This is a genomic window from Pedobacter anseongensis, assembly GCF_037482965.1.
GTDB classification, from domain to species: Bacteria; Bacteroidota; Bacteroidia; order Sphingobacteriales; family Sphingobacteriaceae; genus Pedobacter; species Pedobacter anseongensis.
In genome coordinates, this window is the sequence record NZ_JBBHKB010000001.1 from 754,182 (window position 1) to 780,607 (window position 26,426).

The 26,426-nt window shown below is 37.7% G+C and carries 19 protein-coding genes; 4 read left to right on the forward strand and 15 right to left on the reverse strand.

The features are described 5' to 3' along the window. Window positions 1–152 precede the first annotated feature (152 nt). The 14 genes from sov to WG904_RS03560 all read right to left on the reverse strand — a co-directional run bounded on the left by sov (window position 153) and on the right by WG904_RS03560 (window position 22,122). Window positions 153–7,316 (reverse strand): T9SS outer membrane translocon Sov/SprA, encoded by a 7,164-nt coding sequence (gene sov / locus WG904_RS03495; RefSeq protein ID WP_339577897.1) that lies wholly within the window; start codon window positions 7,314–7,316, stop codon window positions 153–155. Between the two features lie 11 nt (window positions 7,317–7,327). Then, on the reverse strand, window positions 7,328–7,912 hold the full coding sequence (ruvA, locus tag WG904_RS03500; protein WP_339577898.1) for a Holliday junction branch migration protein RuvA: 585 nt from the start codon (window positions 7,910–7,912) through the stop codon (window positions 7,328–7,330). A gap of 5 nt (window positions 7,913–7,917) precedes the next feature. Then, window positions 7,918–10,236 (reverse strand): NADP-dependent malic enzyme, encoded by a 2,319-nt coding sequence (locus tag WG904_RS03505; RefSeq protein ID WP_339577899.1) that lies wholly within the window; start codon window positions 10,234–10,236, stop codon window positions 7,918–7,920. Window positions 10,237–10,390: 154 nt separating this feature from the next. Then, on the reverse strand, window positions 10,391–11,776 hold the full coding sequence (locus WG904_RS03510) for a lytic transglycosylase domain-containing protein (RefSeq protein ID WP_339577900.1): 1,386 nt from the start codon (window positions 11,774–11,776) through the stop codon (window positions 10,391–10,393). Between the two features lie 43 nt (window positions 11,777–11,819). Continuing rightward, the gene (gatA, locus tag WG904_RS03515) at window positions 11,820–13,244 is read right to left on the reverse strand and encodes an Asp-tRNA(Asn)/Glu-tRNA(Gln) amidotransferase subunit GatA (RefSeq protein WP_339577901.1); all 1,425 of its coding nucleotides are present in this window, start codon (window positions 13,242–13,244) and stop codon (window positions 11,820–11,822) included. Window positions 13,245–13,274: 30 nt separating this feature from the next. Continuing rightward, entirely contained in the window at window positions 13,275–13,475 is a 201-nt protein-coding gene (locus tag WG904_RS03520; RefSeq protein ID WP_339577902.1) for a Sec-independent protein translocase subunit TatA/TatB, read from the reverse strand. 20 nt (window positions 13,476–13,495) lie between these two features. Then, window positions 13,496–13,864, reverse strand: coding sequence for a Sec-independent protein translocase subunit TatA/TatB (locus WG904_RS03525; RefSeq protein WP_339577903.1), 369 nt, complete (start codon window positions 13,862–13,864; stop codon window positions 13,496–13,498). Window positions 13,865–14,061: 197 nt separating this feature from the next. Beyond that, entirely contained in the window at window positions 14,062–15,339 is a 1,278-nt protein-coding gene (locus WG904_RS03530) for a murein hydrolase activator EnvC family protein (RefSeq protein WP_339577904.1), read from the reverse strand. A 19-nt stretch (window positions 15,340–15,358) separates the two neighbouring features. Further along, on the reverse strand, window positions 15,359–16,153 hold the full coding sequence (gene lolB1, locus WG904_RS03535) for a lipoprotein insertase outer membrane protein LolB1 (RefSeq protein ID WP_339577905.1): 795 nt from the start codon (window positions 16,151–16,153) through the stop codon (window positions 15,359–15,361). Then, window positions 16,131–17,840, reverse strand: a complete 1,710-nt coding sequence (locus WG904_RS03540) for a tetratricopeptide repeat protein (protein ID WP_339577906.1) — start codon at window positions 17,838–17,840, stop codon at window positions 16,131–16,133. The genes lolB1 and WG904_RS03540 overlap by 23 nt, the downstream gene beginning before the upstream one ends. Window positions 17,841–17,850: 10 nt before the next feature. Further along, window positions 17,851–19,335: a lipopolysaccharide biosynthesis protein gene (locus WG904_RS03545; protein WP_339577907.1), complete on the reverse strand. Its 1,485-nt coding sequence runs from the start codon at window positions 19,333–19,335 to the stop codon at window positions 17,851–17,853. 79 nt (window positions 19,336–19,414) lie between these two features. Continuing rightward, on the reverse strand, window positions 19,415–19,687 hold the full coding sequence (locus WG904_RS03550; protein WP_339577908.1) for an acylphosphatase: 273 nt from the start codon (window positions 19,685–19,687) through the stop codon (window positions 19,415–19,417). A gap of 318 nt (window positions 19,688–20,005) precedes the next feature. After that, entirely contained in the window at window positions 20,006–20,956 is a 951-nt protein-coding gene (locus WG904_RS03555) for an NAD(P)H-dependent flavin oxidoreductase (RefSeq protein ID WP_339577909.1), read from the reverse strand. Between the two features lie 5 nt (window positions 20,957–20,961). Next, complete coding sequence (locus tag WG904_RS03560) at window positions 20,962–22,122, reverse strand: amidohydrolase family protein (RefSeq protein WP_339577910.1); 1,161 nt, start codon at window positions 22,120–22,122, stop codon at window positions 20,962–20,964. Between the two features lie 163 nt (window positions 22,123–22,285). On the opposite strand from WG904_RS03560, the gene WG904_RS03565 reads away from it, so the two are divergent. From WG904_RS03565 to rlmN, 4 genes are all read left to right on the forward strand, one after another. Next, window positions 22,286–22,975 carry a helix-turn-helix transcriptional regulator gene (locus WG904_RS03565; RefSeq protein ID WP_339577911.1) on the forward strand — a complete coding sequence of 230 codons (690 nt, stop codon included), beginning with the start codon at window positions 22,286–22,288 and terminating at the stop codon, window positions 22,973–22,975. A gap of 59 nt (window positions 22,976–23,034) precedes the next feature. Beyond that, the gene (locus WG904_RS03570) at window positions 23,035–23,532 is read left to right on the forward strand and encodes a DinB family protein (protein ID WP_339577912.1); all 498 of its coding nucleotides are present in this window, start codon (window positions 23,035–23,037) and stop codon (window positions 23,530–23,532) included. Window positions 23,533–23,645: 113 nt separating this feature from the next. Continuing rightward, the gene (gene rluF / locus WG904_RS03575) at window positions 23,646–24,638 is read left to right on the forward strand and encodes a 23S rRNA pseudouridine(2604) synthase RluF (RefSeq protein WP_339577913.1); all 993 of its coding nucleotides are present in this window, start codon (window positions 23,646–23,648) and stop codon (window positions 24,636–24,638) included. Between the two features lie 201 nt (window positions 24,639–24,839). Further along, window positions 24,840–25,883 (forward strand): dual-specificity RNA methyltransferase RlmN, encoded by a 1,044-nt coding sequence (gene rlmN, locus WG904_RS03580; protein WP_339577914.1) that lies wholly within the window; start codon window positions 24,840–24,842, stop codon window positions 25,881–25,883. Window positions 25,884–25,891: 8 nt separating this feature from the next. On the opposite strand, the gene WG904_RS03585 is transcribed toward rlmN, so the two are convergent. Then, the gene (locus WG904_RS03585) at window positions 25,892–26,425 is read right to left on the reverse strand and encodes an NADPH-dependent FMN reductase (RefSeq protein ID WP_339577915.1); all 534 of its coding nucleotides are present in this window, start codon (window positions 26,423–26,425) and stop codon (window positions 25,892–25,894) included. Between the last annotated feature and the right edge of the window lies 1 nt (window position 26,426).

The following is a 26,426-nucleotide window of genomic DNA, read 5'->3' on the forward strand; positions in this document are numbered from 1 at the left end:
ATACGTACATGACGCAAAAACAGGGTATTTAATAGCGATAAAGAGATTTTGAATGTTTGTTGATTAACCAAATTTCCCTTCTGATGGAAAATTCATACGTATGTATTGTGTTTGTTTTGTGATGCAAATTTACGATTATTTTTTGAAATAACTCAATTCAACGTTACCCTCAAACTAAACCCGAAATTGCTAAACGAGGTATTAAATGATTGCGAAGTATAGGGCTTCGTCATATTCGAATCGTAAAACAGCCTTAAATTAAAACGTTGGTTCAGTACATAATCTACAGTTGGTCGGAGGGTGATATTTTTTTGTCCCGAAGAAACTTCTGCTTCTGCAATATCAGCCCTATAAATCACCGTTTTACCATCCCTTACCGAAACCTCTAAATTAAAGTCCATATTATTATCTAACCGCAATCCGCTAAACCAGCCAAATGGAAACCTGAATTTCGCCGTTCGATAACCTATTTTAAAAGCCAAATTGTTTTCAGAAAGCTGTGCGAGCTGACTATTCGCTAAACTTAAGGCCAGTAATCGAGTTCTGTTTAATTCGATGCTTGCATTCATGTTATTCTTTAATCGGGCATCTACTCCAATTAGTGGCGCAAAACGCTCAGAAATACTTACCTGCGCAAATTGATATTGTGGAAGAAAATTATTATTAACATCTTTACTACTTACATAACCATTGGTTTCTTTATACTTTAACAAGCTGTTAAACCCATTTACACTGTACAACGAGTAGTAGTTATGCTTTACACTAAATGACGAAAAACGATCGGCGATATATGGAAACTTCGTTAACCCCTCGTAGGTAATCTGCCAGTTGGGCAATGGGATTTTAGGCAAGCTCCTTAAGCTCGATGAACTTGCATCTTTACCAACATAAGCTGCAATGAACGAAGAGATAATCACATCTTGTGCATCTTTATTGTAGCCCTCGGCATAACCATTAATTATTCCATTAGAATTCGGGTTTAACGCACCCAAGCGATTAGAAATCGTTTGTCGATTACTCATAAACCGATTAAAAAGATTAGATACTGTGCTGCCGTTCTTATCGCTAAAGGCCGTGCGAAGGGTAATAAAAGAAACGCTATAATCGCCAGTAGTGGTTGGACTTAAATTCCTGAAATTACTAATACTGTTATCGTATTTAAAATTGGTCGAGTAATTTAAGTTTCTATTCTTTGCCGCGCTTAAGGTTATTCGAAGGTCGCTAATGGGCTCAATGGTACTCGTAATTTGTAACTCTTCTCGTAACGTATTAATGTACAACTGCGTTTGCAATTCATCATGCGTTAGCCAACCATTTGCTAATGCTCTTTCCCTAATATCGCTTTGATCGCCGAATACAAAGCCAAACCCAGGTGCCCCAGTAATGCCATCTATACCGAGGTACGTAGTTTTAGGGAGGTAACCTGGCAAAAATGTTCCCTTATTTTGCAAAAATGAAACCTTCATGTTTTTAACACTGGTTAAAAGACCAATTAGCACACCTCCAGCTCCACGTACCGAATCGGGAGAATTTAAGCTTCTTCTAACAAACCCAAGTTTGTTATAAAGACCAGTTAAATTTAGCACAGGATTAACTTGTATAATTCTAGAATTCTGAATGGTATTCCCCAAGTTAATATTCGGATCGCGAAGTGTAGAAAGCGGCTCCGTTTGCCAGTTAAATGTAGAGCCGTAAGTGGTTGATACAGCAACCCAATCTAATCCTGGAATTTTATCAATTGGCAGTTTATAGGTTATGTTCACATTGTGGCTGTAATCGGTATTGCGCCCTAATCGTTTTAAATTTTGCCATACAGTATCACGCTTTAAACCTTCAATGCGCCCTTCGGGCTCGTCAATGATCGAATAATTGGTAGCATCGAAATCCAGACTCAACGAGTTCGTTAAATTCCAACCTATTCCGTATACTCGCGACACTAAGAAATTCTTGTTGAATGTTGTGTTAATTGGCAAGAAATTATTTGGGTCGTTATCACGCAGCCTGTTTTCCGAATAATAACGATCGAGGTCTAATCTAAAGTTAATCGAACTTGGCAACAAGCTAAAGTTAAAATCCTTAAGTAGTTTAAGTACGTTCGATTTTATGAGCTTATTAAATGGTTGATAATTTTTTGGCGTTCCACTATAGGTATAGCCTAGCGATCCTCTATACGTTGATTGAAGGCTGTTTTCGTTTACAAAATCGCGGTGCGCATATTTGGTTTGTGCGTACGAAAAGTTAAAATTCTCGATATCCCAAAGATTAAACTTGGTATCGGTTGTGGCTCTTTCCTTACGTACATTCGTAAAATTGATGCTGCTACGGGTAGTATAATCTTGCGCAAAGTTTAAAATCGAATCGCGTTGTGCTTTTGTAGATTGATCTAAAGCTTGCTTTAATTCTACATCTGGAGTACGAGGATCGTACTGAGGCGTAAATACCTGCGTAGAATAACTTACGTACATCGGAATTTTAATCCCCGATTTTTGAGGCAAGAATTTACCTAATTCAAAACTCGACGATACGTCGAAAAATAGATTATCAGCTCGATTACGTTCGCTCACTTTTTTCTCCAAAGAGCCAAAGCCTATGGTCGATTTGCTTCCAGAAACATTAACATCGGCAAAATCAGCTAATTTTGCATTCATTCTCGCTGTTGCTGCCCATCCGCCTCTTTCATCAAACTCTGTTAAACGCAATTCGTTGAACCAAACCTCTGCTCTTTTTTCTTGGCCATCGTCGCCAGCCGGTGAGGCGGGATTACGTAAAGGATTTTTTAACCCTAACATATATACCCTTACTTTACTCATATCGGGTTGCCCCTTTACAGTTATTGTATTTTTACCATCGCTATAATTAAACGGAATATTAATAGGCCAAGGTTGTCCGCCACTCGTACGTGCATTATTTCTTGCAATTTTAGCTTTTTGGAACAACGCTAGTTCGATGTCCATTTTATTAGCGTCAGGCCAGATGGCATAGGGATCCGAAGTGCCACCAACAGTTACTTTTAAGGGCATATTGTACTCATAATAATTATCCTGATTATCGGTACCTATCCTTAAAAAGGCAGCCAATTCTCCATCATTCAAATCATCGCCACCAATGCTTTCTAGATGCACGTACATTTCGAGATGTTTATACGATCTAAAATCATTAATGGCTGTTTTGAAGGCTGCTCTACCGTATCCATCCCTCAAATTTCTAACGATTACCGATAACGACTGCTCGTTTTGTCGTGTATCTCCACGATAATTGCTAAAATCGCGCTCTCTAACTATACCTGGAGGCACCACGTATGGAATAGGTGCTCTTTTTCCGTTTTCTTCGATGTTCACAGTAGCCACCTCGATGGTAGAATTGTCGGCATTTGCAGGCAACAATAGAGGGTCTACAATAATCTGGTTGCTTTCATTTTTGGCGTTATATCTACGCCATTCGCCTTTTACCAATTGTATTTTAGCAAATCGCAAAATTGCGGTATCGGCAAAATTGGTCATGAACATCCTAAAAAAACGGATAGATTTAAAATCCTGAATGCTGCCAATTTTTTGTTGGTATTGTGCTAAAGGGATACGGATTTGGTACCAAGTTGCGCTTTGTGTTTGCCCATTGGCCAACTTTACTTGAGATACTACTTTATCCGTTATAAAATTTTGGCCAACCCTGAGGTCTCCAGGTCGCATCGATATTTTGTATTGAAAATACTCGTCAGATTGGGTCATATTATTATCCCTATTCACGTCTTCTCCATCTGGCTGAGAAGTGGATGCCGAATTTTCCAAGCCGAGTTCATCGAGCGATTGTTGCGAAGTTTTAGCGTTACCTTCTGGACCATTATAATTTTGATACCTCTTTAAAATGCCGGCGTTTTGCTGATCCAAGTCTCCACCTCTAAAATAGGAGTAGTCATCAGACGAAGGGTCGCTCTCAAACGCTTGGGCTGCTTCTGGGTTAAGTTGGGCTTTAATCTGATTAATCAATGCCGCAAACTTTATTTTCTCATTAGCATTCGATAATCCATCTAAGCCCACATCTTGTGCTTTACGAACCACGGGGTCATTATCAAATGCCTGAATAACGGGCTGTAACTTTGCCACTCTTCCCCAATTGGTTTCATCGTATTTTGTAGGATCGTCGTTCGCTGGCAAAGCATTCTCGAGCGATTTCCTGCCATCTTTTAAAATATCTTCAGATAGGTTTCCAAGATTAAAATATAAATCACCACCTGTTGAAGTCGTTTTATACATAAATGGATCCATTACCCAAAGCTCAAGATACTCTATATTTTGCGATTCGAAATCATTAACGTCAATTTTACGCATCAAACCACCCCAACGTGTTCTGGGATTTTGTAAGGTCCCATTCGGATTAAATCCATTTGGTGTGTAGTTATATGGGCCACGAATATTCGGATAAAAGGCAACATCTAACGTAGGCAATAACACCGACTGTCCCACACTCGTTTCTTTATAAGGAAATACCTCTTGCTCAACAATTTCCCTTACATAATGATTAGATTGTTCGTTCTTATTGTTTCTAATGCTAGCTGGGAGGTTGGATGTCCCGGTTCGATTATAAAACGAAGGATCGATATTATAAAAAGCAATTTTCGCGCGACCATAGCCATAAGTTAAATTATCGACCAACTGAGACTCTGAAAATAGTTGTGGTGTGCTCGACAATTGCCAAGGCATTACACTTTTTAAGTCGATGAGCTGACGTGAAGCCTCAAAATCATCAAGGTAACTCGAGCCACCTTTCTCGCCTGTAGCATTAATGGCATTCGGATGCCCTGGCATCAGCTTTGCATATTCTCCGGAAAAGGTAAGGGTTGATGGGGCTTTGGTAGAAATGAATGGGATTTTATCGACGAGTTTAGTTAAGTATCTAGATGGAGAACTATAATTTAAATCGAAGCCCAATATGGTGTTGGAGATGGGCTCTTCCATGTAATTTACTTTCTGCGTTAATGGTTTTTCGGAGAGGTTCATAAATGTACCTCCCAAATTAAACTTACTATTTAATCGATAATCCAATCGCGCTCCAAACAGCGAGCGCTGTTGTAAACCAAACATTTCAGTATTTTCTGTAGTAATTCGAATGGGTTGTCCTGAAGTTAACAATGCTTGATTAATTATGTTAACCGTACCTCCTTGATAATCAACGGTAAAATCGACACCTTCTTGCAAAGGAATAGTTCCAGCAAAAACCTTCACTGAGCCTTCGGTTACATTAATGGCATTTAGAGGGAAAGAAGATGAAATATCTGATTGATAATTTCCCTTAATGCGATACAAATCTTTATTGCTAAACAGTTGCTGAGCTACCAATTTCACTGAATCGTACAATTGAGGATAACCATATTTATCGGCCAATACCTGTTCAGATGGTAAATTAAATCGCTCTTGCAGGTCTTTACCAAAAGGTTCTACCACTGGAAAAATCAATTTTCCATTCAAGGCATCAATGGTGACATAGCCGTTATTGGTGTTGTTTACCAAATTACTTAAACCAGCACCACTTGTATTCTGAAAAGAAGATGGATTGGCATTAGGAGTATTATTTGCCACAAAAGGCTTATTCTCTGCTTCAAAATCGAAAACCCCATCGGGTTTGCGTTCTTTTTGTTGATTAAGTTGATCGAGATTAGTTAGTGCTATATATTGCTTTCCGATGGTATTTACACCCTCCCTAATTAATGGCATTTCGACCCCGGTTTTATCATCGATTCTAAAAATGTCTAACTTAAAGTTTTGTGGACTAATTTGAAATCCATTAATGGAATAGATATTTTTCATCATCAAATCCCAAGTTGGCAAATTGGTTTTGATGGTTTCATTTTTTAGCAATTTTGCAAATAATACTTTTGGAGTGGCCTGATCAAAAGGCACATCGGTAGTAAGTTCACCCACTTGGTACTCTACTCCATTGTAGGTATAACGGTAAGACACTGCCAAAACCTCATCGGCATTTAAAGGATTATTTAAAGAAATATAGCCCAATTGAGGTTGATAATTATACTCTCGTTCACTCAATTTTCGGGCGTAGGTAAGCTTAGCAAAATTATCAGTACCGCCATTGGCCTGAAAATAGTTGATAACGTCGTTCGAATTGGTTAATCTCGCATTTGCTGGAAGATTTGCTAATAAGTTATTAGAGGCCTGAGGGAAAGTTGGATTGGTAAAAGCCGATGGCAACACCGAACCTCCCCCCGTTATTTGTGCGGTATTATAAGGTGCATTCTCGCCCAAATCTAAAAAGCCAAGTACATCTCGCGAATCGTCCTTACTTCCAGTTTTATTGGTAATCCAAACCTCTATCTTCGTAATCAAAATACCAGAGAGTACGGTAGGGGGATTGCTTAATGCCCTGTTGTAATTATCCCTAAAATATTTCGCTAAAAAATAATGCTTATTTACCTCATATTCTGAACCACTAATCGAAAATTCGTTTTGCTGTGCTCCGTTATTAATTTGTAGTTCTTTGGATTGAGATTTCTGCTGACTAAAAACTGTGGCAACATCGAGTTTACCAAATTGCAGCTGCGTTTTAACCCCAAATAGCGATTGTGTGCCATTAATTAGGGTTCCATTTAGCGGTAAACTTACATTTCCAGCCTCTATTTTCTTTATAATATCATCGACTCCTCCCGTATAATCGAGCTTAACTTGGTTCTCGAAATCAAACTGTGCTTCGGTATTGTAGTTCATCTTGATTTTCATCTTGGTACCAATGTTGCCCAAAACATCCATCTGTATACGCTGATTAAAATCGAAATTGCTCTGCACGCGTTGGCGCTCATTAAAAAGTGGATTTTCGTTTTTATTTATCCTCCCTAAAAAGGTAAGTTCGGCTTCGCCACGTGGTTGAATATCGATAGTAGTGCCACCAAACATTTTTTCGAATACACGACTGTTTATTTTTACTGGCGGAATAACTCCCGTTTTTCTAACCTCCGCAATTTCGGCATTAGAAAGGATACGCCAGTTTTCGCGCTTAATTTCGCTATTTACTAAACGCAAGTATTGCTCTACGGTTAAAATCTGCGGAATGGAATACAATTGCCCACCAATTTTTTCAGTGATGATATAGCGCTGATTTTTTGCATCGTATTCAACTTCCCTCTTTATATTTTGGGGCAAGGGCAAAAATGGATTGGCAAAATTTCGAAAGCCAAGTTGTTTCTTTTCCCGTAAGTTAAACGAATTTTTGAGCGTATCACTAGCCTGTTTTACTGGTGTTACTTGCGAAAAAGCAGATTTACCAATAAAAATTAAGAGTAAAAAAACAAAGAGAGTAATTTTATTTCTCAAAAGGCAATCGTTTATAAATTTTTTAGGGCAACTTTAATCATTTGCTCAACGGTTAATGTTTCAATTGCATTTTTAATGGCATTATCAACTGCCTTTTCCGCCACTTGTTTCCCAAAGCCAAGCATAATTAAAGCAGATAACGCTTCGTCTCTCGTGGTATTGTGTAAGGGCATTGATATTAGTGAATCAGGGCCTTCTTTTTTCAATTTATCTTGCAGTTCGAGCACAATACGCTGCGCCGATTTTGCACCAATTCCCTTTATTTGTTGGATTAAACCAACATCGGCCTTAATGATGGCAGTTTGTATTTCAACGGGTGTAATTGATGACAACATCATTCTACAGGTAGTTGGCCCGATGCCAGAAACCGATATTAAATGCAAAAAAAGCCGACGTTCGCCCTCATCTGCAAAACCGTATAAGGTATGCGCATCCTCTTTAACATGCAGCCAGGTATAAATTTTACATCTTTCAGTATTTGCGAGTGCAGAATAGGTACTCAGTGATATATTAATATGATAACCTACACCACCAGCTTCGACCACTACGTAAGTAGGGCACTTAAATGTTAGTTTCCCATCAATATATGCAAACATATCTATTATTTTTTAGCTATTCTTTTTAAAATGCTTACTCTTTTAGTAGGAGAAGCCGCTTCTTCCTTTGCTTGAACATCTAATACGGCAATCGTAACCATGTTTACGATTTCTCGTACCGAACTTCCTAATTGAACAATATGGACAGGTTTATTCAATCCCAATAAGATTGGCCCAACTGCTTCAGCACCGCCTAGTTCTTGCAAAAGCTTATACGCAATGTTACCTGATTCTAAATTTGGGAACACAAGCGTGTTTGCGGGGGCATCGACCAATCTACTAAACGGAAAATTTTCTTTTAGTAGACCATTATTGATCGCAAAATTACCTTGCATATCGCCATCAACAACAATATTTGGATGCTGTTTGTGTAAAATACTAACCGCTTCCCTCACTTTTTCAGGAACGATTCCTTCATTAGAGCCAAAGTTAGAGTACGATAATAAGGCTATTCGAGGCTGAATATTAAATTTCCGCACCGATTTTTCTAACAATAAAGTTAAATCTACCAGTTCTTGAGCGGTTGGATCTACATTAACAGTGGTATCGCCAAAAAATACCGGGCCCTTTTGGGTCATCATCATGTACATACCCGCCACACGATTTACACCTTCTTCGGTACCAATTACCTGTAAGGCTGGCTTAATAGTAGACACGTAGTTTTTTGTTAATCCAGAAATCATGGCATCAGCTTCACCAAACTCAACCATCGATGCACCAAAATAATTTCGATCTCTCAATAATTTAGTCGCTTCAAACAAGGTATTTCCTCTTCTTTGTCTTTTCTTAAATAACGATTCGGAATACCTTTTCATGCGTTCGGGCTCCAAAGCAGGCTCAATAATTTGAACGCCTTCTAGTTCCAATGCATTTTCTTGAATAAGCTGCTGGATCATTTCTTTATTTCCTAATAAAATTGGGATGGCGATGTTATCATCCTTAACGATCTGTGCAGCTTTTAAGATTTTGTAATTATCTGCCTCAGCAAATACTACACGTTTTGGTGAAGATTTCGCTCTGTTGGTGATGGCACGCATAATGGAATCGTCCATACCTAAACGACGCTTTAATTCTTCTGCATATGCATCCCAATCGGTAATGGCTTTACGTGCTACACCCGAATCGATTGCGGCCTGCGCCACGGCCATCGATACATTCGTCATTAAGCGAAAATCCATTGGTTTCGGAATGATATACTCTTTTCCAAATTTAATGTTTCGCTCGTTGTAAGCCATATTTACGGCCTCAGGAACCGTTTTTCTAGCCAAGTCGGCAATGGCACGAACAGCAGCGATTTTCATTGCCTCGTTAATACTCGTTGCTCGAACATCTAATGCACCTCTAAAAATATAAGGGAAGCCCAGAACGTTGTTCACTTGATTAGGGTAATCTGACCGACCAGTTGCCATAATCAAATCCTTACGAGAGCTAATGGCTAAATCGTATGCAATTTCTGGATTTGGGTTAGCCATTGCAAAAACGATTGGGTTTTTGGCCATCGATTTTAGCATATCCTCCGTTACACAATCTGCCGATGAAAGTCCGATAAACACATCCGAATCCTTCATGGCCTCTACCAGGGTATTTAAATTTCTTGTGGTTGCAAATTCTTTCTTTATTGCATCTAAATTTTCGCGATCACTACGAATTACACCGCTTCTATCGCACATTACAATGTTCTCTTTTTTTGCTCCTAACGAAACATATAAACGAGAACAAGAAATTGCCGCTGCGCCTGCGCCATTTACCACAATTTTAACTTTATCGATTTTCTTCTTTTGTAAATCGCATGCGTTTAAAAGTGCGGCAGCAGAGATAATGGCAGTACCATGCTGATCATCGTGCATTACAGGAATATTCATTTCCTCTTTTAAACGACGCTCAATTTCGAAGCACTCTGGTGCTTTAATATCTTCTAAGTTAACACCTCCAAAAGTTGGTTCTAAGGCTTTAACAATTTTTACAAAGTCGTCAACATTTTTAGTGTCGAGTTCAAGGTCGAACACATCAATATCTGCAAATATCTTAAATAATAAGCCTTTGCCTTCCATTACCGGCTTTCCAGCTTCTGGGCCAATATCACCCAACCCTAAAACCGCTGTACCATTGCTAATTACGGCAACTAGATTGCCCTTAGCGGTATATTTATAGACATCATCTTTATTTTCTGCAATTTTTAAGCAGGGTTCTGCTACGCCTGGTGAATACGCTAGCGTTAAATCTCGCTGCGAAGAATAGGGTTTGGTAGGTACAACCTGAATTTTACCAGGTCGTCCCTGCGAATGGTAATCTAACGCGTCTTGTTTCCTATTTATTTTACTCATAAAATGCTTATTGGTAACGGGCAAAGTTACAACTATTGTTTATTAGTTCAATTGTTATTAGTGTTATAATAACTAAAACCACATAGAAACATAGGGTACAGAGTTAACATACATGAAACGATGTGTTGTAGGTGCCTATGTGGCAGAAAAATGCCTAAAGCGAAACAATTTTAAGCAACATACCAGGCTGGATATTTACTTTTTTAAGGCCATTTGCTTTTTTGATGTTAGCTACCGTGGCGCCATCGAATTTTTCGGCAATGCCTGATAAGGTATCACCAGGTTTAACTTTATAGGTGATGTAAATAGATTTTGATTTCGTCTCGCTAACTTTTGGTGCTGAACCGGATTTGTAGATTTTAAGTTTTTGTCCCGGAATAATGATATTATCTTTTAATGAATTCCACACTTTTAAATCTTGTACTTCGATACCGTATTTTTCGGCAATAGCGCCTAAATTTTGTCCAGACATAACCTTGTGATAGCTGACCTTCGGTGCTATTTTAGCCGGTAGTTTTTTCGTCAACTCTCTCACGTCGTCTGTAGAGGCAAGAATTACCTCTTGCGCAACTTCTACATCAGTATTTAATACATCATATAATTTTGCGTATTTATTTTGATCTACGTTTGGCAAAATAATACGCTTTGGTGAAAGGACTGTACCATTTACGATTTTCTTTTTATAGGATGGGTTCAGGCTTAGCAATACCGCTTCGTCTAAATTTAGCACCGTCGAAATATCGGCTAAGGCCACAAAATGATTAACCTGAATGGTATCTGTTTTCTGATGAAGAATTGAAGTTTGAAACTTTATATCATGCTTTTCGGCATAATTCATTACATACAACGCCGCAATAAATGCAGGAACATAATCTCTCGTTTCTTTAGGTAAAAATTGTCTAATTTCCCAGAAATCTCTCGATTCTGCTTTGTCGATGGCTCGTGTTACATTTCCCTTTCCGCAGTTGTAGGCGGCAATAGCGAGTAACCAATCGCCCAATTCATCATAAGCATCTCTAAAATAAGCTGCGGCCGCATAACTGGCCTGTATAGGGTCTTTGCGCTCGTCAACAAAATTATCCATATTTAAGCCGTAGGCTTTCGCAGTGCCGAACATGAACTGCCATAAGCCCGTAGCTCCTACTCGCGAAATGGCATGTGGGTTCATCGAAGATTCGATAATGGGAAGGTATTTTATTTCGGTAGGGATATTGTAAGCAATTAATGCCTTTTCGAAAATCGGAAAGTAATAGTTAGATAATCCCAACATCTTACCCATCCTATCTTTCTGTTTGCTATAAATTGCAATGAAATCCTGAACATATTCATTGTAGCTAAGTGGGATCGTTTTTTGAATGGAATCCAATCTATTTTTATAGGTAAAATTGTAGTTATAAAAGCCAGTGGGGTTAATTATCGGAACTGCGATAGTATCCTTATTCGTAAGTAAAGAATCTACACCTTTGTTTATAATTTGCGCTTGTAGTGAAGCAACAAAAAATACTGAAAAACAACATAGTGAAAGCATTAATTTCTTCATAGGCAAAACACGTTGACAAACTTTAAAAGCTTGTCAAGGTAATTTAAGACTCGTTTAAAAAACTATACGATAAAGCTAATAATTCTTGCTCGCTAAAGTGTTTGGTCATTATCTGCATACTTAACGGTAAGCCTGCAGCATTATTGCCCAATGGTAAGGCTACTGCCGGAATCCCAGCCAATGATGCCAAAACCGTATAAATATCGGCCATATACATCACCAATGGATCTTGCATATTTTCGTCTATCTTAAAGGCTGGAGTAGGTGTTACTGGACTAATTAACATATCGTAATTTTGAAGTAAGTCTTCAATTTTCTCTCTAATTAATCGGCGAACTTTTTGTGCCTTTTGGTAATAGGCATCGTAATAGCCTGCACTTAATACAAAAGTACCTAGTAGAATTCTGCGTTTAACTTCTTCGCCAAAACCTTCGGCTCTCGAAAGTTTATACAAATTGGTTAAATTTTTTGCGTCTTTGTTTCGATAACCGAAATGTACGCCATCGTAGCGCGAGAGATTAGACGAGGCTTCGGCCGTAGTTAATACGTAATACGCAGGAACGAGATAATCCAATAAATCGAACGATACATATTCGATGGTATGACCTTGGTTCTTTAATCTGTCTATCGCTGCTAAAATTGCCTGTTTAATTTCTGGATCTAGTGCCTTGTTGTTGAGGGCTTCTTCTAACACCGCTATCTTCATTTTTCCGCCTTGCGTGAGGAATTTGCTGTAGTTAGGCACGGGTAATGTTGAAACAGTGCTATCATCATCATCAACCCCAGCTAGAACTTCCATTAAAATTGCCGCATCGCTTACAGATGAAGTTAAGGTGCCAACTTGATCGAATGATGATGCATAGGCGATAATACCGTATCTCGAAATTCGTCCGTAGGTGGGCTTAAAGCCAATGCAACCACAAAAAGCGGCTGGCTGACGTACAGAACCACCTGTATCGGTACCCAAAGCTGCTAAGCACATATCAGCCTGTACGGCCACTGCTGATCCTCCAGACGAGCCTCCAGAAACACGTTCTTCGTTAGCAGCATTTTTAACTGGACCATAGTAAGAGGTTTCGTTTGATCCGCCCATGGCAAATTCGTCGCAATTTAGTCGCCCAATAATTACAGCATCTTCTGCTAATAATCGTTTAACAACGGTTGATGAATAAGGGGCTATAAATCCATCTAGCATTTTTGAAGAAGCAGAAACGTGATGATCTTGATAGCAAATATTATCTTTAATACCAATTACCATGCCTGCTAGTTTCCCTGCAGTACCCTCCTCTATCTTTTCTTGAATGCTATTTGCCTGTAAAGTGGCAGAATCAAAAAACACCTCATTAAAAGCATTGAGGTGTTTTTTGTTTTCTATCTGCTCAAAGTAGTACGCAAGTACGTCTTGTAATTTGAGCTGTCTTTGCGTAAGTTTTCCTTGTATCTCTTTTAAAGAGGTATATTTCTTCAAAACTTAATGTTAAAAAGGTTAAAAGCTTATTTAAAGCGGTTTTCTATCGTTTGTAGTTGTTGTGGTATCACCATCAACTCCATCTTTACCTTCCTTAAATTCTTTTACTCCCTTGCCTAATCCACGCATTAATTCTGGAATTTTTTTACCTCCAAATAATAATAATAATGCTAAAACGATTAAAATTATTTCTGGAGTACCTAGTCCGGCTAAAATTATTGGTTGTGTCATAATATTTTTAATTAAAATCTTTATTCAATATGTGATTCTTTTCCTTTTGCAGGAATTTGTTCGTCTAAATGCGGCTGTGATCCTTCTGGGTGATTATAATCAACATCAGCGGTAGATTGTAACTGTTGGTCTTCCGTTGGATGATGATAATCGCTATGGTTCAATTCTTCTTTCTGTTCTTCTATCTCAGTAGTTACGGAATTTATGTTACGATGGATTTCTCTCTTCACCCCTTCTGATGCATCTTTAAATTCGCGGATTCCTTTTCCGAGGCCTCTTGCCAATTCAGGCAATTTTTTACCTCCAAATAACAAAAGTACGGCGATACCGATGAGCATAATCTCACCTCCGCCCATATTTAAAAACTCTAATAGTGCTCCCTGATACATTTTAATAGATTTTATACAAACTTAGTTATTTACTTTTACATGCAATATATTTAGTTTAGCATATGAAAGTAATTATTCATACGCAATTATATCCGCTAAGGTTTTCACGAATGCCAAAGCCGTTTATCGTTTTTCCCCCATTTATTGAAAATATATTTATACAGAAAGAAATATAGACAATTTACCTGCCTAATGGTTTATTTTGCAAGCCAACTTTCTGGATTTTGGAAAGAAGCACCTCCCTTATTGATCTGAAAACCAACTTCAGCAACACCATCATTTAGCCCTGCTATACCAATTGTTTGTTTGGTGGTAACCTTTTGGCCTTCTGATACACTAACGCTCTTTAAATTCTGATAAATCGTAAAATATTCACCATGTCGAATTAGTATATTATATTTTCCCATGATGGGTAATATATTCGTAACCGTACCATTAAATACTGATCTTACCCCCGCCCCTTCGCTTGTTTGATAGGTAACCCCATCATTAGTTGCAGAAGCTTGATCCACCATATATTTTCCGAAATGGACGGTAATGTATCCATTAGCTACTGGCGCAGGTAAACTCCCTCTATTACTTTCAAAGGCTTCAGAAAGCCTAGCCGCCTCAGGTGTAGCCCTTAGTAACTCTGAATTGGTTTTAGTCTTCGCAACTGGAGCAACGGGAATGGGTCTGTTTTCAGCTTTTGCTTTAGCAACTGCAAGTCGTTGTTCTTCCTTTAATCTATCTTCTTCCTTCTTACGCTCTGCAGCAAGTATCCGTGCAAATTCAGCTTTAATTTTCCTATTAATTGCATCCTGCTCTCTTCTCTTCTTCTGAATATCTTGAGAAATTTGTCGCTCTTGATTACTTAGTTTTTTTAACACTACCGTTTGTTCACTTTTCTTTTTATCGAGCTTAACTTTCTCAGTTAATTGCTCTTTTAGCAGGTTATTTTTACTTTTTAAGTTTTTATCTAATACAACAATTTTATCGCTAAGTTCTTTCTCTGTACCCTGAATATATGCGGCTTGCTTTTTACGATATTGCCCAAATTGTTGTAAATATTTAATGCGTTTGTACGCCTGATTAAAATCGCTGGAGGCAAAAATAAACATCATTTTATCGTAAGCGTTTCGATTGCGTTGCGCAAAACGAATCATGCCAGCATATTCCTTTTTTAAATCGGCCAATCGCCCTTGTAAATTATGCACCTTCCCTGTATTTTCATGAATCTGATTATCCAAATTTTTCATTTCTGAATTGATAATCGAAATTTTTTGTTGGTACATTCGAACCTGACCCTTAATTGTATTAATTTGAGTAAGTGTTAATTTCTTACCGTTAACGGTTTTATTCAAATTCTTTTGTGCAAGTTCAAGTTGCCGATCTAATGCTTCCTTGTTCTTTTTCAATTGCTCCATAGACTGTGAAAAAGCTGTACTGCTTAGGGCGATAAATAGCAGGGAAAGAAATAGTTTGTTTAACCTCATTGCAACAAAAATATAAAAATTACTTGATTAGCTCATAACTTTTGGGAACAGTAAAGGGAAATTCGAGAGGAACATTAAGATCTATTTTGGTAAATTCTACTTCAACATCAATCTTTTTTAAACCCGACATTGAGTTTATTTTTAGGTTCGAAGGGAATAATGTCGAATTTAAAGGGGTATAACTTCCATATACAACTTTAAAGGCTTGAGCCGCTTTCGCATCATTTAAACTGGTTTCGCTCACTTTCAACAGGGTGTTAAACAAACTGCGGTAAGCTAAATCATTAGTTAAGCCACTTAATACCCAAACCCCATTTTCTTGCTCCAACGCTGAACTCACGTTCATTAAATCAGGAATGGTATTCCCTGCAAATACAGCTTGCAATAACTTAAAATTAATTTGTTTATTCGTAAAGCCATAAATGTAACTAAATGGCTTCCTAGCATAAGTTTTGTTCAGATTATCTCGCAAAAACAAGCTATCAGGCGTAATTACCGCACGTGCTACTTCTATTCCAACAACAGCAGTAACACTAACCCATATTTTCTTGTCCTTTTGTATTCTGATGAGCATAGTTACGTTATTCTCATTACCATTTACGTTTAAATTTGCTTTCCCTTTTAATGATAACGTATTAAACGAAAGATCCTTGCCTTTTAACATGGCTAAATTCTCTGATTTCTTATTGGGTGCTACCACATCTGGAACGGATCCAGCTACAGGTGGTGCCACAATTAACTTCTTAGGTTTACATGCAACTGCCAACAATACCAAAGCAAATAGCAAAAATCTATTTAATATATTTCTTCTCATTTAATTTCTTAATTAATTTTTCGGAATCATTCCCTTCATTTTTGGCCTTCTGCCATTGCAAAAGTGCCAACTCTTTCTCTCCTTTAAGGAAAAGAATGTCTCCATAATGTTCCAAGTAAACAGGATTTTTAGCTTCATTGTTTTGAAGTGCTCGTTCTATCCATGTTTTGGCCAGTGCGTATTTTTCTAGTTTAAAAAGTACAAATGCGTAGGTATCGGCAACTGATGCATTTTTTGGAAGCGCCATTGCTGCTTTCGCGGCCAGCGACTCTGCCTTAGGTAAATCGTGGTTCCTTAACGCTAAATAATAGGCATAATTGCTTAGGGTTAAATAGTTATCGGGGGCTAATGAAATCGATTTATCAAATGCCGCATCGGCTTCCTTTAATTTTTGCTGATCAATTAACACTTCGGCCTGCAAGGCGAAAATCATTGCCTTTAATTTTGTATCCTCTCCATCTAATACCAATGCCGACTTAATTTCAAGCCCTGCTTCTGCATTTTGACCATTTCTGTGCAACGCAAATGCACGGTAATAATACAAAATGGCTTGATTGGGATAAATTGTTAACGCATCTTCACCTGTTTTAATGGCTTCCGCATATTGTCCCATTACAGTTTGTATTGCAAGTAGCTTTTCCCAAGCTGGATACACCTGTTCCGAAATTTTTAATACGGCTTGATATTGTTCCTTTGCAGCTATCAAATTACCCTGCTGATACAATACATCCCCATATAAAATCATCAATTTCGAATCGTTAGGATGTATCTTTACGGCAATTTGAACAAGTTCTGTAGCATCTTTAACAACCAATGCATTGCTAAAACGCGGCAACATCAGGCTTACAATTTTTATCTTATGTTCAACTGGCATCGCTGGATGGGCAAAAGCAGTCTTGAGTGGCACAATGGCCAGTTCATTTTTATGTTGAGATTGATAAATATCGGCGATGGCCAGATCAATCTCAAAATTCTCGGGTTCTATTCGCTTTGCCTTTTGAAGCAAGGCGAGCGCTTCGTCCTTCTTGCCTTTTTCTAAAAGCACTCCACTTAAATACAAATGATTTTTTACATCAGTAGGTTCTTCAGCAATCAGCTTTTCAATTGCGCTGTCTGAAGGTGCTTCTGTATTTTGCATTTTAATGCGCTGAATTGCTGTAGTTAGTGCGGTAGAACTTCCAAATTTCTGTTCAATTTCTGCATAAGCTTTAAGTGCTTCCTCGGGCTTGCCAGACAAAAAAAGTGCATTGGCACGATCGAAGTAAAGATCATCATTCTCTGGCAGCATTTCAATTAATTTATTGAAAACAGGCACCAAAGCATCCATATTCCCATTGCGCTTATAAATCTCTGATTGCAGTTTGTAATACCAGCTATTTTGAGGATTAATGGCAATTGCTTTTTTGATGGCAATTTCTGATTCTAGGAGCTTATTCTGGCGGAAGTTTACCGTTGCCAATTCGAAAAAGGCAGCGTCGTTTTTACTGTCCAATTCAATAATCTTATTGAAATTTGCACTCGCATTTACATAATTTTCGAGCATCTTTTCTTTAAGGCCAGCAAAAAAAAGCTCCTTTACGATGTTACTGTCCCTTGCCTTAGATTGTAGGGGGTTTTGTGCATATACGAAGGTTTGGCATAGTAGTAGGATTAACCATGCAACCATTTTCCATCTTACATTTTCCATCTTACATTCTCTAGCTTCGCTTCAAAATCTTCATCAAATCTTCTTTCTCAAGGTAAAAAATACAGGCTAAAAAAACAATTAACAATGCATTCCCAATATAGATATTTCGATCAAAAAGAAAGAATGAAGTAAATGCAATTCCTGTTGAAACAACCAAATAAACAAAAATTCTCTTTAGATTATAAGGAATAGGGTAATATTTTTGTCCTAATACATAAGATAACACCATCATTACAAAATAAGCAATCATACTTACCCATGCCGAGCCCATGTAACTGTATCTCGGAATAAGCAAAATATTTAATATTATGGTAATTATTGCTCCCACTAGCGAAATATATAATCCGAATCGCGTTTGATCTGATAAACGATACCAAACCGAAAGATTCATGTAAATACCTAGGCAAACATAGCCCAATAGTAAAAATGGAACGGCAGGTAAACCCACCCAATACTCCTCTCTTCTAATAAAGTATTTTAAGATCTCAATATTGGCAATTAAGCCCACAAAAATTAAAACAAGTGCAATTACAAAATAATGTAGAATGGTAGCATATGTTTTTTTGGCATTTTCGTTTTTAGCATGACTAAAAAAGAAAGGTTCTGCACCTAGCCTGAAAGCCGTAATAAAGATGCTCAAGAAAATGGCGATTTTACAAACTGCACCATATATTCCCACTTCACCATCAGCATTATCTGCAGGCAATAAATGCTTCAATGCAATTTTATCCAGGTTCTCGTTTACAATAAAAGAGAGATTGGCGATTAATATTGGCCAACTATACGAAAACATAGTTCTAAAAAGAGAGCCTTCGAACTTAAGTTGAAGTTTTAAAAATTCAGGCAATAGAAATACAAATGTAACTATGCTGGCAATTAAGTTCGACAAAAATACATACCCAATCCATTGATGGCGGTACCAAGAAGAAAACCAGTCTGCTCCTATCCAATGGTGTTTAATAATGGATGGCAATGCAAAAATAAAAATGAGGTTAAACCCTACAAAAACACCAATATTTAAGAATTTAGCAAGGCTATATTTCATAGCCTTATCGTCAGCCCGTAACTTTGCAAATGGAATTACACAAATGGCATCTACAAACAAAACCCATAAGAAAAGAGCAACATATTGCTTATAATCGGCTATTTCTGCAACATTAGATGATAAGTAAGAAGCAATGGAGCTCGAAAAAATTAATCCAGTAATTAGAAATAATGTCGAGATAAAGGCAATACATAAAAAGGAATTGTTGTAAACTGCTTGCTTTTTATCTTCATGCTTATTGAGGTAGCGGAAATAGGTGCTCTCCATCCCAAATTGTAAAACAGCATTAATAATAGAGGCATTGGCGTACATATTGGTAAATATGCCATATACACCTTTTGCGTAAACCTCAGTATAAATTGGGGTTAAAATAAAATTAAACAATCTCGAAAAAACGGTACTGATGCCGTAAATTGCGGTTTGTCCTAGAAATTTTTTAAGTACGCTCATAGTATAAAGACAAAAGTATCAAGTATAAAGATCAATTAGCCTAGACAATTAAACCTTGCTTCTCGATGCTCAGTACTTGCTACTTTTTTACAACCTCAAAGTTGCGATAATTTTTTACATCTCCATCTTCTACAACAACATTTTCTACCACAGACTTTTCTGGCCCTTCATGGCACCACTCTAAAAACATAGCTAATGTAATTTCATCTCCCTCTGCCTCAATATACACCGAACCATCCTTTTCGTTCCTTACAAGGCCTTTAATGCCCATTTGATCGGCTACCGCTTTTGTACTTGCTCTAAAAAATACGCCTTGTACTTTGCCTTTTACTTTTATATTGATCTGTTTCATTTTGTTGCTCTACTGTTTAAATGTTGAACCTCCAAACGCCACTTTTCCGAAACACAATGCAAATATTGAATATCCTGCTAAAGGTATAATCATCATTTTCATATCTGCATGTGCGAGAAAAAATTTCAAAAGCGCCAAACTACTTACCATAAAATGCATAAAATTGCCAATAGCTATGAATTACTGTAATCTCATTTGGTATAAAGGGGTAAACTAACCCCAAAATACCCATTACCATTGCACTATTTATAATTAACATTTTTTATTCATCTGTTTATTTCATTTTTTCTATGGTCAAATGGAGCTTACCATGATTAGTTAACTATCGGTGCCAAACTTTGCCAATTTCTCTTTGGCTGTCACAAACTCTTCCCAAATTTCTTTTAAAATCTGTGCGGCAGGCTTTATTTTATCCAGCATAGCTGAAACTTGACCGATTTCTAATTCGCCTTGTTCCATATCGCCCTCGAACATCCCTTGCTTTGCTCTTGCTCGGCCTAAAAGTTCGGTCAATTGTGCTATATTCGCTCCTTCAGCCTCTGCTTGCGCTACTTTATCGGCAAATTCATTTTTTAGCAAGCGAACGGGAACCAATTTTTTCATTCTTAATTTGGTATCACCTTCTTCAGCATTTAAAATTCTATTTTTAAAATTCTCATGTGCTGACGATTCTTCAGCCACTGCAAAAGCCGAACCCACTTGAACCCCATCTGCACCTAAAGCAATGGCCGCCAACATGGCTCTTCCACTTGCAATACCACCGGCTGCAATAACCGGAATCTTAACAACTGCCTTTATCATCGGAATTAAACATAAGGTGGTGGTTTCTTCTCTTCCATTATGTCCACCCGCTTCAAATCCCTCTGCTACAATTGCATCTGCCCCACAAGCTTCGGCCTTTAATGCAAATTTCGTATTCGCAATTACATGAACTACTATTATTCCATGTTCTTTTAAAAAACTAGTCCAATTTGCTGGATTACCAGCTGAGGTAAACACAATTTTCACTTCTTCCTCGACCAAAATTTCCATAATCTCCTTCACATTGGGATAAAGCAGTGGAACATTTACCGCAAAGGGCTTATTTGTTGCAATTTTACATTTTTGAATGTGGGTCCTCAACACATCTGGATACATTGATCCTGCACCAATAATTCCCAATCCGCCTCCGTTAGAAACTGCAGCAGCCAATTTCCACCCACTGCACCATACCATTCCAGCTTGAATAATGGGGAATTTAATGCTGAATAGTTTACAAATTGGACTCATAATTTTCACACTATTTTTTTAATTTTTATATCTTCAATTTTCTGATCAGCGCCCAACTGGATAAGATTTATTCCCGGCTTTTTTCCAACACTTAAACTTCCAAATTGCGAGTCAATCTTCAAAAATTCCGCTCCGTTTAATGTTGCCCAAGCTAACGATTCTTCAAATGAAATACCCTTATCATTTTGCAAGGTTTGCATCTCCGCCAAAATATTTAATTGGTGATTACTTGCTAAACTATCCGTTCCAAGGGTGATTTTCACCGCTTCGTTTTTTAATAGCTCAATAGCTGGCAATGTATTTTCGATATAAAGATTGGCATTCGGACATAAACACCAAAACAGATTTTCATGAATTGTCTTCGCATATTCGACATCAGATTTGCAGGTAAATGTATTGTGCACCAGTAAAGTATTTACATTTTTTGCGAGTTGGGGCAAATGATAATGTAAGGAATTTTCTCCGGAGTTATGCACATTGCTTTGAGCAATACCTAATTCGGCAAAGAAATCAGCAAACTTTCCACCACCCTTTTCAAATAGCTCATTTTCGCCAATAGTTTCCTGGTTATGAATAGATAAAATATCGTTTGTTGTAGTTATTGCCCTAATTGCCTCAAAAAGCTCGCTCGACACCGAATAGGGTGCATGTGGAACAATGGAAGATGTTAAAGGTAAAAATTCATTTTTTAAGCTCATCCCTTCAGCAATAATGGGTGCTGAGGGTCTATTAAATCCAAATACCTCAATAAAAGTATGATAATAAATTTTGCTTTTCAGTTTAACACCTCTTGAAAGTAGCACATTCGAAATATCGCCTACCGCAACAATCCCATTTGCATACATTTGTTCATCCGCCTTATGCATGGCATTGATAATTAGCTCATCAGGCTGCTGCCTTAATGATAATATCGATTTTATGAACGTAGTTAACCCTGCTTTTTCCTCGATTTTATCAAACAAGTGCGATAACTCTAAGTGGCAGTGGGTATTTATAAAACCCGGCACCAAAACCCCATTATAGTGTTTTATTCCCGTAATATTTTGGGCTTGTTCTTGGTTCAAAAGCGAATGTATACTGCCATCCTTATTCAAGCCAATCACACCATTTTTTAATGGAGGCTCACTTACCGGATATACTATGTTCGAAGAGATGTAGGTAACCATGATGCAAATTACGTGATAATTTGTTAATTTGTGGATGTGCTAATTTGAGAATGTGTTGGCTAATTAAGTTGAGAAAGTATTCCTTCGCATACGTAATAGGTCACTTTTGTAAAGAATTAGCTAATTTGCGAATTAACTAATTATCCCATTTTCGAATCACGTAATGAACCGCATCGACCGGCTTTTTGGAATTTTAATCTTATTGCAATCTAAAAAATACACGTCTGCAGAGCGAATTGCGGCACAATATGGCATTAGTATTAGAACGGTTTATCGCGATATAAAAGCGCTGGGCGAACAAGGAATTCCGCTAAGTTTTGAGCCAAATAAAGGCTATTTCATTGTACAAGGCTATTTTCTTCCACCCGTTTCCTTCAATTCTGATGAGGCTAATGCATTGCTATTGATGGAACGATTTTTAGAAGGCTTTGCCGATAAATCAATCCTTACTCATTATACTTCAGCCCTAAATAAGGTGAAAAACGTACTTAGAACGGTACAGAAAGAAAAATTGGAAACCTTAAACGAACACATCAAACTTCAATTACCAGAACGTTTAAAAAACGATTTCGAATATCTGTCGTTACTTCAAAATGCCATTTCTTCGAAATGTATTATCGAAATCAATTATAAAAATAACAAACAAGAAGTTAGCAAACGTGAAGTGGAACCAATAGGCCTTATTTTCTATGCGTTTAGTTGGCATCTTATTGGCTGGTGCTATCTTCGAAAAGAATACCGCGATTTTAAACTCAATAACATCCTTAAAGTAAGATGTACCGAAATCCCCTTTCAAAAAACAGAACATATGCAAATAAGTGAGTACATGAAAATGTTGCCTGTAAATTTTTAGCGGCTGACATAGGGTTGTCACTAACCCCTTATTTCTTTGTGTTATTAAAACAAAGAAATATGAAAATCATCGAATTATTATTGACCGAATTGGAGCGTGAAGCTCAAGTTACCCGTAAAATGTTAGCCTTAGTACCTGCTAATAAATTTGATTGGGCACCTCACGAAAAAAGCATGAAAATGAAAGCTTTGGCCACCCATATCGCCGAATTACCAAGTTGGGTAACGTTGGGCCTAACTACAGAGGAATTAGATTTTGCAACTGCTCCTTATGAACCCGCTCCTGTCGAAGCAACAGCAGACATTTTAGCTTTATTCGAAAAAAGTTATGAAGATGGCAAGGGAAGTTTAACACAAGCTAAAGAAGAAGATTTAACAGGCAAGTGGGTATTGCGAAATGCTGATCAAATTTATGCAACGATGACCAAATATGAAATTATTCGTCACGCTTATAGTCAAACCACCCACCATAGGGCACAATTAGGCGTGTATTTGCGACTATTGAATATTCCAATTCCAGGAAGCTATGGACCAAGCGCTGATGATCAGAGTTTTTAAACAATGAGTAAGGAACAAAGAATAAAGACCTTACGTACCATCGGTGCTCTTTACTCCTTGTTCCTTGTTCCTTTTTGAGTAACTTTGTAAATTCAAATTACTAATTCTACTCAATGTCTGATTCTACAACACGGTTAAATAAATACATAAGTGAAAGCGGTTTATGCTCTAGAAGAGCAGCAGATCGGTACATTGAGCTAGGCCAAGTTTTAATAAACGGCCGTAAAGCAAAAGTTGGGGATAAGGTGTTTTTTGGGGATGTAGTAACCGTAAATGGGAATACCATTGAACCCGCACAGGCAGAAAATACCATTCTTTTAGCGTACAACAAACCTGTTGGAATTACCAGTACCACCGAAGCTAATGTTAAAGGTAATATTGTAGACCATGTGAACCATAGCGAGCGGGTTTTCCCGATTGGAAGATTGGATAAAGATTCGCAAGGATTAATTTTCTTAACTAATAATGGCGACTTAGTTAATAAAATATTAAGAGCAGGCAATAATCACGAAAAAGAATATATAGTTACAGTTAATAAGCCCATCACCGATCAATTTATTGCTGGGATGAGCAAAGGGGTCCCCGTTCTGGGCATCATGACAAAAAAGTGTAAGGTTACCAAAGAAAGTCCTTTCGTTTTTAAGATTACATTAATACAGGGATTAAATCGACAAATCCGAAGAATGTGCGAACATTTCGATTATGAAGTAACCAAACTAGAGCGTGTTCGAATTATGAACATTAGTGTTAAGGGGCTTCCTGTGGGGGATTGGCGTGAATTAACTGCACAGGAGCAGGAAGAGATTTTTAAAATGGTTGCGAAATCGAGTTCCGAAAAACCGGCCACTCCAAAGCAAGTTACTAAAAAATCTACAAGGGAAAAGGAAGAGCGACCAGCGCAGCGGTTTGCAAAAGATAAAGGACCAAGAACAAAAGAGCAAGGGACAGCTAGAGGCGAAAAATCGGCAAGTAGACCAGTAAGCAAATCGAATTCCGCTACAAACGACTGGTTTAAATCAAACGGCCCAAGTAAACGTCCGAGTAGACCATCTAACGGAAAACAAGGCGCCCCTGGAGCGAAAACACGCAGTCCGAAACGGAAATAAAACAGCTTGTTATCAATCGGTCAAGCTTTCAGAGAATTGAATAAATAGGCATGCGCTCTCCTAATTAACCTAAATCCATGCTCCCTCTTTTACCAATGCCAGTATATTTTAATGGAGCATACCCTCATTTCCCACTCATCATAAGAGCATTAACAAGTAATGCTTCGTGTGGTCACTCCTTTTCATTATCTTTGCATCCAAATGGTGAGCTCAAAAAAAATCGATATTCGTTCCCTAGACCTGCCTCAGCTGCAACAACATTTCACTGAAATGAAAGAGCCCGCTTATCGCGCAAAGCAAGTATATCAATGGCTATGGGAAAAATCTGCCCGTAGCTTTGAAGAAATGAGCAACGTCTCTAAAGATCTTCGCAAAAAATTAGAAAACAACTATTCCATCAACGTTGTTGAAATAAATAATGCCCAATTTAGTAATGATCACACCATCAAAAATGCTTTCCGGTTATACGATGGTAACATTGTGGAGGGGGTTTTAATTCCTACAGAAGAACGAATGACAGCTTGTGTAAGTTCTCAAGTAGGGTGTAGCTTAACCTGTAAATTTTGTGCAACAGGCTACATGGATCGAAAACGAAATTTAAATGCCGACGAAATTTACGACCAGGTTGTTTTAATCGACCAACAGGCTAAAAAGAACTACAACATCCCACTTACCAACATTGTGTACATGGGAATGGGCGAGCCCTTATTAAATTATGCAAATGTACTAAAGTCGATCGAACGCATCACTGCTCCTGATGGATTAAATATGTCATACAAACGCATAACTGTTTCTACCGCAGGCATAGCAAAAATGATTAAAAAACTAGGAGATGATGGCGTTAAATTTAATTTAGCATTATCGCTACATGCAGCCAACGACGTAAAAAGGCACGAAATTATGCCAATAACAGAACATAATTCATTAAAAGCATTAGCTGAAGCTTTAAAATATTATTTCCAGAAAACCAAAAATCCGGTTACCTACGAGTATATCGTTTTTAATAATTTTAACGACGAAATTCAAGATGCTATGGAATTGGCAAAATTCTGCAAACACGTACCTTGCAAGGTTAACCTCATCGAATATAACCCTATCCAATTCGCCGATTTTATTAATGCAGATGGCGATAAAATCGATGCTTTTGCCAATTATTTAAGAAGTCAAGGTGTAAACACCAATATTCGCCGAAGCAGAGGAAAAGATATTGATGCCGCTTGTGGACAGTTGGCGGTAAAGTCGTAAGTGCTAGTTTAAAAATCTACCAAATCATTAAGGGCTGCTAAAAAATTTATAAGGCTATTTGCTGTTTCAATATCTGAAATTTCTCCAGCTGCATTTATTTTCCCTTTTATTCCCTGAATCAGTAAAATAGTTTCATCCGTAAATTTAGCTTCCAAAGTTTGCATCACTAATTTAAGTTCTTCTAACGCGTTAAGACCAGAAGCGGCCGCTACAAGTAAGCCCGTTGGTTTATTTGAAAGAATAGTAGTAGACACGCACCATTCTATTGCATTTTTTAGGCTGCCAGGCAGACTAAATACATACTCTGGCGTACAAATAAGTAATCCATCTGCTTCAATGAGCTGTTGTCTGAATTGAATAACTATACTAGGAGTTTCAGCCCCATCTAAATCTGGATTAAAGTGTGGGAGTTTATCAATACCATCAAAAGTCGCCACCTCAAAAAATGGACCCGATAAAGACGTGATATAATTTAATAGCCGTTTATTTGCAGAATGAGTGCTAGTGCTCCCTAAAATGGCGAGGAGTTGTTTTTTAGACATT